10 protein-coding genes are annotated in these 11,858 nt (G+C 62.3%); 4 read left to right on the forward strand and 6 right to left on the reverse strand.

The window, feature by feature from the left end; translation table 11 throughout:
- Positions 1-21: 21 nt before the first annotated feature.
- The 3 genes from AC1UK9_RS10675 to AC1UK9_RS10685 all read right to left on the reverse strand — a co-directional run bounded on the left by AC1UK9_RS10675 (position 22) and on the right by AC1UK9_RS10685 (position 2,861).
- Entirely contained in the window at positions 22-570 is a 549-nt protein-coding gene (locus AC1UK9_RS10675) for a cytochrome b (RefSeq protein WP_025108924.1), read from the reverse strand.
- A 208-nt stretch (positions 571-778) separates the two neighbouring features.
- The gene (phnX, locus tag AC1UK9_RS10680; RefSeq protein WP_482580008.1) at positions 779-1,606 is read right to left on the reverse strand and encodes a phosphonoacetaldehyde hydrolase; all 828 of its coding nucleotides are present in this window, start codon (positions 1,604-1,606) and stop codon (positions 779-781) included.
- Between the two features lie 145 nt (positions 1,607-1,751).
- Entirely contained in the window at positions 1,752-2,861 is a 1,110-nt protein-coding gene (locus AC1UK9_RS10685; protein ID WP_482580009.1) for a 2-aminoethylphosphonate--pyruvate transaminase, read from the reverse strand.
- Positions 2,862-2,974: 113 nt separating this feature from the next.
- On the opposite strand from AC1UK9_RS10685, the gene AC1UK9_RS10690 reads away from it, so the two are divergent.
- Entirely contained in the window at positions 2,975-3,835 is an 861-nt protein-coding gene (locus AC1UK9_RS10690) for a LysR substrate-binding domain-containing protein (RefSeq protein ID WP_482580010.1), read from the forward strand.
- Between the two features lie 106 nt (positions 3,836-3,941).
- On the opposite strand, the gene AC1UK9_RS10695 is transcribed toward AC1UK9_RS10690, so the two are convergent.
- Positions 3,942-4,814 carry a LysR family transcriptional regulator gene (locus AC1UK9_RS10695; protein ID WP_473015163.1) on the reverse strand — a complete coding sequence of 291 codons (873 nt, stop codon included), beginning with the start codon at positions 4,812-4,814 and terminating at the stop codon, positions 3,942-3,944.
- A 270-nt stretch (positions 4,815-5,084) separates the two neighbouring features.
- Between AC1UK9_RS10695 and AC1UK9_RS10700 the strand changes: the two genes are divergently transcribed.
- Together AC1UK9_RS10700 and AC1UK9_RS10705 are read left to right on the forward strand one after the other, a co-directional pair.
- Positions 5,085-6,410 (forward strand): MFS transporter, encoded by a 1,326-nt coding sequence (locus tag AC1UK9_RS10700; protein WP_482580011.1) that lies wholly within the window; start codon positions 5,085-5,087, stop codon positions 6,408-6,410.
- A gap of 71 nt (positions 6,411-6,481) precedes the next feature.
- Positions 6,482-7,873 (forward strand): FAD-dependent oxidoreductase, encoded by a 1,392-nt coding sequence (locus AC1UK9_RS10705; RefSeq protein ID WP_482580012.1) that lies wholly within the window; start codon positions 6,482-6,484, stop codon positions 7,871-7,873.
- A gap of 111 nt (positions 7,874-7,984) precedes the next feature.
- Here AC1UK9_RS10705 and AC1UK9_RS10710 read toward each other — a convergent pair whose 3' ends face one another.
- Positions 7,985-9,373, reverse strand: coding sequence for a type VI secretion system Vgr family protein (locus tag AC1UK9_RS10710; RefSeq protein ID WP_482580013.1), 1,389 nt, complete (start codon positions 9,371-9,373; stop codon positions 7,985-7,987).
- A gap of 221 nt (positions 9,374-9,594) precedes the next feature.
- Between AC1UK9_RS10710 and AC1UK9_RS10715 the strand changes: the two genes are divergently transcribed.
- A complete protein-coding gene (locus AC1UK9_RS10715; RefSeq protein ID WP_025108932.1) occupies positions 9,595-10,299 on the forward strand; it encodes a YebC/PmpR family DNA-binding transcriptional regulator in 705 nt (234 codons plus the stop codon).
- 112 nt (positions 10,300-10,411) lie between these two features.
- On the opposite strand, the gene AC1UK9_RS10720 is transcribed toward AC1UK9_RS10715, so the two are convergent.
- Entirely contained in the window at positions 10,412-11,725 is a 1,314-nt protein-coding gene (locus AC1UK9_RS10720; protein WP_482580014.1) for a protein kinase, read from the reverse strand.
- Between the last annotated feature and the right edge of the window lie 133 nt (positions 11,726-11,858).

Here is an 11,858-nt window from a genome sequence, read left to right on the forward strand (position 1 = left end):
GGAATTTCACCGAGGCCATGTTCAGCCGCGCTTGGGCATCATCCGCAACAACGTGTTATCGCCCACCACATAATGGTGATAAAGCCCCGCCAGCGCATGCAGGCCGATCAGCCAGTAGCCGGTGTTGCCGATCAACACGTGCCAGTGCTCCACCTGCTTGGCGAAAGCTTTGTCTTCATGGACCAGCAACGGCAAGTCGAAACCGTAGAACATCACCTGATGCCCCTCGGCGCTGGTGATCAGCCAGCCGAGAATCGGCATGCTGATCATGAACAGGTACAACAGCCAGTGCATCACCCGCGCCAACAGGGTTTGCCACTGCGGCGAAGCCGGGAAGATTTTCGGTGCCGGGCCAATGCTGCGCGCCACAAGACGAAACCACACCAGCACGAACACGGTCAGGCCGAGCATGTAATGCACTTCGCGGATCAGCGTGCGCCCGCCACTGCCTTTGGGAAAGATCCCGCGCAACTCCATGCTGGCATACACCAGCACCAACAGGACCAGCATCAGCCAGTGCAGCAGGACGGACACGGTGCTGTAGCGTGATTCGGAACTTGTCCACGGCATACGGTATTTCCTCACAGATCAGGGTCACTACTGCCGCTCTTGTGCGACGGCATGCTTTAACTGTAATCCGCTTTGGCGGATTTGCCTGATGCTGATCGGTCTTTCAATGCGCTGAATCAGGGGTTCTGCTGCTTTTTCATGAAAAAACGCCAGTGTCGTAAAGACTCTGGCGTTTTTTAGTGCTGCAACGACTGCGTAAGTGGCGCGATCAGCTCGATTGCGGCATTTCACCCTTGGCCAGGCGTTTGTTGATGTCGGCAATCACCTCCGGCAAATCGCTGATGGTGTCGATCATGTAGTGCGGACGCGAACTGGCGAACAGCGCGTGGATGCGCTCGCGCTCGCTGGCCAGTTCGTCGCTGCCCAGCGCGCGGTAGCCGGCGTAATCCAGGCCCAGCGCATTGCCCGAGCAGATCAGCGCCACGGTCCACATCCCGGCACGGCGGCCTTCGAGAATGCCCGGCACGGTGTCGTCGATCTTCACGCAGGCGCCGACGTCGTCGATGCCCAGCGCGATCACGTTGGCCAGGGCCTGAGCCGGCCATGGGCGACCGTTCGGCACTTCGTCGGTGGCGACAACATAGTCGGCGACGTAGCCGTTGGTGGCGGCGAGGGCCACGACCTTGTCCATCACCTGTTTCGGGTAGCCGGAGCAGGAACCGATCTTGATCCCTTGCTGGCGCAGGTTGGCGATGGTTTCCAGCGCGCCGGGAATCAACGCCGAGTGTTCGGCGATCTTCTCGATCTGCAGCGGCATGAAGCGGTTGTAGATCGCGGTCACGTCATCGTCGGTCGGGGAGCGGCCGAACGCTTTGCGATAACGCTCGGCGACCTGCGGTTGGTCGCACAGGGTGCGGATGTGGTCCCACTTGCCCATGCCCATCGGGCCACGGGCCTCTTCGATGGAGACCTGAACGTCGAACTCGGCGAAGGCTTCGACGAAGATCTGGGTTGGCGCGAACGAGCCGAAATCGACCACGGTGCCGGCCCAGTCGAGGATGGCGGCTTGCAGTTTGTTTGGGTTTACATAGTTCATGGCAATCAATTCCTGAGTTGGCAATGCAATTCAAAATGGTGGGAGCGGGCTTGCTCGCGAATGCGCTGGCACATTCAACATTGATGGCGGCTGACACGACGCCTTCGCGAGCAAGCCCGCTCCCACAAGGGATTTTTGGTGTGGGTCAGATTTCCAGCACTTCCATCTCGCGCAGCACTTCACCCACTGCCGCCACGGCCTGGCGCATTTCGTCCGGGCTGACGTGGCCGATGCAGCCGACGCGGAAGGTTTCGACTTGGGTCAGTTTGCCGGGGTAGAGGATGTAGCCCTTGGCCTTGACTCGCTCGTAGAAATCCTTGAACTGGTAGCGCGGGTCCTGCGGGGCATGGAAGGTGGCGATGATCGGCGCCTGGATCGCGGCCGGCAGGAAGCTGCGTAGCCCCAGCTTGCCCATTTCTTCCATCAGTGCCTGACAGTTGGCGGCGTAACGTGCATGGCGCGCCGGCAGGCCACCTTCTTCGTTGTATTGCAGCAACGCTTCGTGCAGCGCGGCGACCACGTGGGTCGGCGGGGTGAAGCGCCACTGGCCGGTCTTCTGCATGTAGGCGTGCTGGTCATGCAGGTCCATCGCCAGCGAGTGCGAATTGCCGGCCGCTGCAGCCAGCGATTCCTTGCGAGCGAACACGAAGCCCATCCCCGGTACGCCTTCCAGGCACTTGCCGGAGGCGGCGATCAGCGCATCGAACGGCACTTTTTGCGCATCCACCGGCAATGCGCCGAAGGAGCTCATGGCGTCGATGATCAGGCGCTTGCCGTGTTGCGCCACAACCTCGGCAATTTCCGGCAGCGGGTTGAGGATACCGGTGCTGGTTTCGCAGTGGATCAGCGCGACGTGGGTGATGTCGCCATCGGCGCGCAGCAGACGGTCGACGTCAGCGGCGGTGGTCGGTTCGTCTTCAGCGGTTTCGAAGGTGCTGAACGAGCGCCCGAGCACTTCGCAGATCTTCGCCAGACGCTTGCCGTAGGCGCCGTTGATCAGCACCAGGACTTTACCGTCACGCGGCACCAGCGTGCCAATGGCCGCTTCGACAGCGAAAGTGCCGCTGCCCTGCAACGGCACGCAATGGTGAGTGGCGGCACCGTCAAGGATCGCCAGCAATTGTTCGCAAAGGCTGGCGGTCAGTTGGTTGAAGCGGTCATCCCATGACCCCCAGTCAACCATCATTGCCTGGCGGGTGCGGGCCGAGGTGGTCAACGGGCCGGGAGTGAGCAGGATGGGTGCGGCAGTACTCATTCGTGTGTCCTCGCGATAGCGCTGTGGGATGAAGCTACGGGGCATACGTTGCAATTGAGCGTCGCATCAATCAAATTGTTTGTTGTTATGCCAGCCATCAGTGAGGGTTATTCATGAATCTGTTCCAGCTGCGCGCCTTCGACGCCGTGGCCCGGGAAGGCAGCTTCACCCGCGCCGCCGCGCGGTTGTTCATCAGCCAGCCGGCGGTCACCGGGCACATCAAAGCGCTGGAGGAGCATTACCAGATCACCTTGTTACGGCGTACCGCGCGACGCGTGGAGCTGACCGAGGAGGGCATCAAACTGGCGGCGATCACTCGGGCCATGTTCGGTCTGGCCGAGGAAGCGCAGACCCTGCTCGAAGCCAACCGCCAGTTGCTCACCGGGCGCCTGGAAGTGGCGGCAGACGGCCCGCACATGGTCATGCCGATGCTCGCGAGCCTGCGCGCGCGGTATCCAGGGATCACGGTGAACCTGCGACTGGGCAATGCCCAGGAAACCCTCGCCGCGTTGTTGTCGGAGCACGCCGATGTGGCGGTGCTGACCGAAGTCGAACCGCGCAAGGGCCTGCACCTGCAAGCCTTGAGCGAATCGCGGATCTGCGCGCTGGTGCCCGCGACGCATCCTTGGGCGCAGCGCGCTGGCGAGGTGCGGCTCAAGGAGCTGGATCAGGTGATCATGGTCCTGCGTGAGCCGGGTTCGATTACCCGGCGCACGTTTGATCAGGCGTGCGCGCAGGCAGCGGTCAATCCGCGAGTGTTGCTGGAACTGGACAGCCGCGAGGCGGTGACCGAGGCGGTGGCAGCTGAGCTGGGAGTGGGCGTGGTGTCATCGGTGGAGGTCAGCCATGACCCACGGGTGGTGGCGATTCCGATTGTCGGGGACGGGCTGGTCAATCGGCACATGATCGGGTGCATGGAGCGGCGGCGGGAGTTGCGCCTGATTCAGGCGTTTTTTGGTCTGGCGCCGGCCTGATACACCGTGGTGCGTCCTTCGCGAGCAGGCTCGCTCCCACATTGGTCTTGCGGCACATACAAATTCCCTGTGGGAGCGAGCCTGCTCGCGAAGGGGCCAGAACTGTTCACACCAGACTCTCGCGAACCATATCGAGGAATGTCGCCACCACCCGCCGCGAGCTCTGCTCACGCAAGCACACCAGGGTCTCGGTCAAACGCCGGGTGCAATCGGTGATCGGCAACGCGCACACCCGCGAGTCGGCACCAAATTCCGCCGCCGACACCACCCCCACACCAATTCCTACCACCACCGCCTCGCGCGCCGCCTCCCGGCCCTCGACCTGAATCGCCGGACGAATGCGAAATCCGGCCCGCGCCATTTCCTCTTCCAGCGTCTGTCGGGTCACCGAGCCGTGCTCGCGCAGCACCAGCGGCGTGTCATCCAGATCCGCCAGGCAGATCGACTCACGCTCGGCCCATGGGTGATGGCGCGAGACGAACGCCACCATCGGGTCGTTGCGCAGCGGCACGCAGAGCAGGCGCTCATCACTGACATCGCGCCCGAGCAGCGCCAGATCGGCCTGATAGTTGAACAGGCGAAACAGCGACTCATCGGTGTTGCCGGTCTCGATTTTTACGCTGATTCCCGGGTAGCGCTCGCAGAACCGCGCAATCTGCGGCAGCACGTGCACCGGGGCGTCGACCGCGAGGATCAGGCTGCCGGTCTGCAGGGCCTGTGATTCCTGCAGCAGTTCCTGCGCCTCGGCCTCAATCACAAACAACCGCTGGGTGATTGCCAACAGGCGCTCACCGAGATCGGTCAGGCGCACCGAACGTTTATTGCGGTGAAACAGCAACACGCCGAAGCGTTCTTCGAGCTTGCGCACCTGGTCGGAAATCGCTGGTTGGGTGAGGAAAAGCCGTTCGGCGGCTTTGGTGAAGCTTCCATGCACGGCCACGGCGTGGAAGGCTTTGAGCTGGGCGTGGGAGACAGACATCGTGACTCCAGTAACAAGCTGAGCTTATGTGTGAAATACGATAAATCGATTTTATTTATTAAACAGTAATTGCTTTGATCCGCTCACGCCAGCGCTGACTGCCCGTTCGGGCAGCAACGCTGGCGATGAGCCTGGGCGTGCATCAACAGGACTCATCTGACCGTTATCGCCATAGGGATGGGGGCGATAGCGCAGTGCTCAACAATAAAAAACACAGGCGTTTACTCAACGATTCTGCCGGCACACTCACACCCTGAGGTCAGAACCACAATGAACAAGCACATTGGCACCATTGCGCGTTGGCGCATGCAGATCTTCGCTGTCACCTGGCTCGCGTACGCGGCTTTCTACTTCACCCGCAAAGCCTTTTCGGTGGCCAAACTGGGCATCGCCGAAGACCCGACCTTCATGCTCGACAAGATGGCCATGGCCAACCTCGACGCAATCTATCTGGCGGCCTACGCCATCGGTCAATTCACCTGGGGCATGCTCGCCGACCGCTTTGGCCCGAGGGTCGTGGTGCTCGGCGGCTTGTTGATTTCCGCTGGTGCAGCGTTGGTGATGGGCAGTTTCGCGACGCTGCCGATCTTCGCCACGTGCATGTTGATCCAGGGGCTGGCGCAGTCCACCGGGTGGTCGGGGTTGTGCAAAAACCTCGGCAGTTTCTTCCCCGCCGAACAGCGCGGGCGCGTGCTCGGTTTGTGGAGTTCCTGCTACGCGTTTGGTGGTCTGGTCGCCTCGCCGTTCGCCGGCTGGTGGGCGTATACGCTGATGGGCACCTGGCACGCGGCGTTCATTTCCAGCGCAGCGGTAGTGGCGGTGGTGGCGGTGCTGTTCTTTATCTTCCAGCGCAACAAACCGGAAGACGTCGGCCTGCCGGCGGTAGAGCCGGAGCCGGAATTGAGCGCAGAAGAAACCGCAGCCAACAGCAAACTCAGCGTCTGGGAGCCGTTGAAGGAAATCCTGCGCAACCGCACGGTGCTGGTGCTGGGCCTGGCGTACTTCATGTTGAAACCGGCGCGTTACGCGATTCTGCTGTGGGGGCCGGTGATCGTCTTCGAACAGATGCCGAGTGTCGGCAAGGTCGGCGCGGCGATCATTCCCACTTCGTTCGAGCTGGCCGGGTTGCTTGGGCCGATCATGATCGGCATGGCCTCGGACAAACTGTTCGGTGCCCGGCGCATGCCAGCCTGCGTGCTCAGCCTGCTGGCGCTGACCGTGACCCTGGCGCTGTTCATGGGTGCGCTACACACCGGCAGCGTGATGCTGGTGGTGGCGCTGCTGTTTGTCATGGGCCTGACCCTGTACGGGCCGGACTCGATGATCAGCGGTGCCGCTGCCATCGATTTTGGCAAGGCCAAGGCCGGTGCCACGGCGGCCGGGTTCGTCAACGGTTGCGGCTCGGTCGGCGCGGTGCTCGGCGGGTTGCTGCCGGGTTACTTCGATTCGGTGACGGTGTTCATCGTCTTCGCTGGCTGCGCATTGTTCTCGGCGCTGGTGCTGATTCCGCACTGGAACAGTCGCCCGGTCGGGGTGATGGAGCCGCGCGCGTCCATTCCCAATTGCCCGCTGACAATCAAACCGCTGCGTTCCTGAAACCCTTAGCCTCGCGGCCTGCTGCGGTGTTCGCGGCAGGCTGTGGCGTGGCCGTATGACTGGAGAATCCCATGAGACCGTTTTGGCTCGAGCAAGCCTTGCAGGCTGATCCATCCCCGACTTGCCCGCCGTTGCAAGGCGAAGTGCGCACTGACGTGTGCATCGTCGGCGGCGGCTACACCGGGTTGTGGACGGCGATCATGCTCAAGCAGCAGAACCCTGAACTCGACGTGCTGCTGATCGAAGCCGACATCTGCGGCGCCGGTGCCAGTGGGCGTAACGGTGGGTGTGCGCTGTCGTGGTCAGCCAAGTATTTCACCCTGGAGCGCCTGTTCGGCGTCGAGGAAGCGGTGCGCCTGGTCAAGGAATCCGAGCGCAGCATTCACGCCATCGGCGCGTTCTGCGAACAGTACGGCGTCGATGCCGATTACCGCCTCGACGGCACGCTGTACACCGCGACCAACAAGGCGCAGGTCGGCTCGACCGACGCGGTGATCGCGGCGCTGGAGCGCAATGGCATCAACTCCTTCACGCAGCGCCCGGTGGCCGACGTGCAGCGCATGGCCGGTTCGAGTAAGCATCTGGAAGGCTGGTTCTCGCCGGCGGCAGCCAGTGTGCAACCGGGCAAACTGGTGCGCGGGCTGCGTCGGGTGGCGTTGCAACTGGGCGTGAAGATCCACGAAAACACGGCGATGACCGGTCTGGAAGAAGGCCGTCCGGCGCGAATCCACACCGCCAATGGCTGGGTGATCGCCGACCGAGTGGTGCTGGCGATGAACGCGTGGATGGCTCGGGCGTTCCCGCAGTTCGAGCGCAGCGTGGCGATCGTTTCCAGCGACATGCTGATCACCGAACCGCGTCCGGATCTGCTGCAGGAAATCGGTTTGACCAGTGGCGTCACCGTGCTCGACTCGCGGATTTTCGTGCACTACTACCACAACACCCCGGACGGCCGGATCATGCTCGGCAAGGGCGGCAACACCTTCGCTTATGGCGGGCGGATGCTGCCGGTGTTCGATCAGCCTTCGCCGTATGCCGGGTTGCTCAAGCACAGCCTTGGCGACTTCTTCCCGGCGTTTGCCGAGGTAAAAGTGGATGCGACATGGAACGGGCCGTCCGATCGCTCGGTCACCGGTTTACCGTTTTTCGGGCAGATGAGCGCCAGTGGCAATGTGTTTTATGGTTTCGGTTATTCCGGCAGTGGCGTCGGTCCGTGTCATATGGGCGGGCAGATTCTTGCCTCGCTGGTACAGGGGCTCGACAACCCTTGGACGCGCTCGCCATTGGTCAACGGGCCGCTGGGGTATTTCCCGCCGGAGCCGATCCGTTATCTGGGGTCGTTGATGGTGCGCAACGCCATTCGCCGCAAGGAGCGTGCCGAAGATCATGGGCGTCGGCCGCGGCATCTGGACGTGCGTCTGGCGAAGTTGGCGGCGGCGGCGGGTAAGGCTGACAAGGGTTGAATGCACCGGGAAAATCCATTGCTGATGTACCCGAACCCACTGTGCGGGCTTGCTCGCGAAAGCGGCCAACCGGTTTCCGGCAGGTGTACTCGAATCCACTGTATGGAGCGGCTACGGATCGGCGCTGTTGAGCAGCCAGTCGAGTAACAGGCTGCTGTCGCGGTTTGGCGCAGTTTCACGCGGTGGCGCTGGGCGCGGGTTGGCGAGGCACAGGATCGGTCGATCCGGATCGGCGTCGAGGAAACTCACCCATACTTCGCTGCCGGCGTGGGGCAGTTCGTGGGCGGCGAGGCGGCCATTGGCGCCGGTCAGCGCAATCGGCAACCACAGACAATCAACATCCTCAGTCTGCGCAGGCCACAAGTTGACAGCGATGCGCCCCAGATCATCCAGTTGCGCGGGCTGACCGGGCGAACCCACCACCCGTGCCAAGAAATAGCCACCAATATTCGGACGTGGCTGTACCAGCGGCGGGCGAAAGTCGGTGGACCAGGGCAGGGCGCTGAAGTCGTTGTGGTAGTGATGCACATTGGTTGTCGGATCGAGGATCGAGGGGTGCTGGCCTTGATGCTGAAGCTCGGTGATCAGCCATTGCTCGTTGAACGCATTGATCGGGTGCCCGTTGATCTGCAGCAGGTGCCCGCTGCGCAGTGCGCTGCAATCGCTGCGCCCCTGGATCGAGCGGGACTGGCAGCGTTGGCGCTGCAAGTGGCGACGGCTGCGTTGTTCGGCGTGGCGCTGTGCGCCCGACAGTTGCAAGGGGACAAGTGTGGGCACGGGGTGATTGGCCGCGTCTTCGGCAATCACCTGCTGGCCCCGGTTGCGAATGCCCTGTGCGGGCATGAACGGTGTCGCGTCATGGCGCTGAAAAAGTGTGCTGAGGCGAGGAGAGGGGATGTCGTCAGCGACGGCGAACGGCAGCGGCAGCGGCTCCTGGGGCAGGCTCAGGTTGTCATCGGCAAACACCACGACGTGGCCATCCGGGCGATGTTCGAAGTGATAGTGAATGCCTTCCTCCTCGCACAGGCGTTGCAGCAAGGCGAGATCGCTTTCCTCGTATTGAATGCAAAACGGCCGAGGCGGGTAATGGCCGACGTTCATCTCGATCCGGTAATCGTCTGCAGTCAGCCGGTGTTCGCCAAGTATCTGGGCGAGGATCGCCGGTACGCTCGATTGCACGAAGACCCGGCGCCGCGGCGCCTGCGCCAGCCCCAGCAGCTGCGGAACCAGAATCAGCCGATAGCCGATCCGATGGCTGGCGCGGTGCTCGCAACTGACGCTGTGGATCAGGCCGTGAATTCCGTGATCGGCGCCCAGGCGCAAATATGCCGGTTGGTGCAGCAGGCTGCCTGGAGGCAGGGCCGGGGCCAGACCGATCACGTCAATCTCGAATCGAAAAGGCTGGTTGAGTGCTTCCGTGCCGCTGAAACGCAGCACCGGCAGGCACAGTGGGCCGTCGGTCAGGGTCAGGGTGAACGGGCTTTGCTGATCATTGAGCATGCATACGGGCTCTGTGGGGCAGTACGGACGGCAGAGGGTACGAAAACGCGAGCACGAATGGTCATGGCCAGTGGGTTTTTCAGAATCGCCCTACAAGGTGTGGTGAAGATGTCGATTCAACAATGCATTTTTTTGGTCGATTGCCGACTTTAGGCCGTATAAACTTGGCGCCACGCGTCGGCCAATAGATGTCTCGGCGCCACAGATCAAGAGAGTGAGTAATGGGCGCACAGTGGAAGGTTAAACACAAAGAAGCGGCAGCCAACGCCAAGGGCAAGATCTTCGGCAAACTGGTGAAAGAAATCACCATCGCTGCCCGCAACGGTGCCGATACCGCCACCAACGCACACCTGCGTCTGGTGGTCGAACAGGCCAAGAAAGCCTCGATGCCCAAGGAAACCCTGGACCGCGCCATCAAAAAAGGCGCCGGTCTGCTGGGCGAAACCGTGCAATACCACCGTGTGACCTACGAAGGTTTCGCGCCGCATCAGGTTCCGTTGATCGTCGAGTGCGTCACCGACAACATCAACCGCACCGTCGCGGAAATCCGCGTGGCATTCCGCAAGGGTCAACTGGGTGCTTCCGGTTCCGTGGCCTGGGACTTCAACCACGTCGGCATGATCGAAGCGTCGCCGGATACTCCGGACGCCGACCCGGAAATGGCCGCGATCGAGGCCGGTGCCCAGGACTTCGAACCGGCTGAAGAGGGCGCGACCCTGTTCCTGACCGATCCGACCGACCTCGACGCTGTGCAGAAAGCGCTGCCTGAGCAAGGCTTCACCGTGCTGTCGGCGAAACTCGGCTACCAGCCGAAGAACCCGGTCAGCGGACTGAGCGCCGAGCAGATGGCTGAAGTCGAAGCGTTCCTCGAAGGCCTCGACAACCACGATGACGTGCAGGACATGTTTGTCGGTCTGGCAGGTTGATCGGCTGAGTCACTGATACCGTCTTCGCGAGCAGGCTCGCTCCCACACTGGATCTGTGGCGTTCACAAATCCCCTGTGGGAGCGAGCCTGCTCGCGATTGACCGCCCAACGGTCACAGCCGCTCCAGCACCTCAATCACTTCGCTGAACCCCGGTCGCGCCAGCACATCCGCCTGGCAGCAACGCCGTTCCAGATCCTCCAGTACCTTGCGCCGTTCGACACTCAACCCCGCGTCGATGCGCGCCAGCAATTCGCCGAGCAGAACCCCGAACGCCCGTACTTCGATGCGTTGCAGCGCCTGTGTTTCCAGATTGTCGGTCGTGGCATGGAACGACGCCGCGCCAAAATCCCCCAGCAGGCAATCGCCCTGATCGTTCAACAGAATGTTGTGCCCGTAGAGATCACCGTGAGTGATGCCCTGCTGATGCAGGTGCTCGGCCGCCGAAGCGATGCCTCGGGCAATGTTCAACGCGACCTCGGCACTGAACCGGCAATCCTCGCTGTAAACATCCCGCGAGCAGCTCGCCAGGCTTGGCAGTGCCGCAAGGTTGCGAAAGCTCGGGTCGATCAGTTGCATCACCAGCCCCTGTTGCCCGTCAGGATGCCCCTGAATGCGGCCCTCCACACGGATCAGGTTCGGGTGCAGGCCGGCGGTGATGCAGGCGTTCATTTCGTGCAGCGGCGAACCGTCGCTGGTCATTTCACCTTTGTACAGCTTCACCGCGACCGGCACCGCCGAGTGTTCGGTGCGCTGCCACAGCGCCCGGGAAATCACCCCGGAAGCGCCTTCGCCCAAACGTTGTTCCAGACGCAGCCGCGACCAGTCGATCAGCGGCGTGGCCTCTAGTGCGGCGGCGTCGGCTTCGGTTTCCAGTGGATTGCCGGCATACGCCAGCCAGGTCAGGCTCGGCAGGGTCAGCAGCCACTGCGGCAGTTCGCGCATCTGGTTGGCGGCGATGCGGATCAGCTCCAGGCGATGACATCGGTGCATGGACGCCGGCAGCGCTTGCAGGCGATTGCCGGCCAGCAGCAATTTTTGCAGATAGGGGCGCTCGCCCAGTTCGCTCGGCAGGGTTTCGATGCAGTTGTCGGTCAGGATCAACCAGCGCAACAGCGGCGGAAGGGCTGCGCCCGGCACGTGACTGATGCGGTTGGCCTTGAAGCCGATCATCGTCAGCGCCGCACATTGACCGACGCAGGCCGGTACCTCGGTGAAGTGGTTGTCCGAGCAAAACAGAATGCGCATCTTCGTCAGCCGATGCAGGTCGTCCGGCAGGCTGCTCAAGGCATTGCCGCTGAGGTTGAGCACCTCCAGCGTATCGGCCAGCTCGAAAATTTCCCGGGGAAACTCGGTCAGTCCGCAGGACAGGTCCAACCGGGTGATGCCCGACAACTCGCCGGCGCGCAATTGAGCAAGGGTGTGCATGAAGGTGGTCACTATCAAGGGAAAGAAGCGCCAGGCGCCTGGAATGGGCGACATGATAACGGCAATGGCTGGATTTGCACTGATCTGACCCTCGATAACTCCGCAAACCCTGTGGGAGGGGGCTTGCTCGCGA

This window comes from Pseudomonas sp. AK-TSAG1-1 (genome assembly GCF_056821665.1).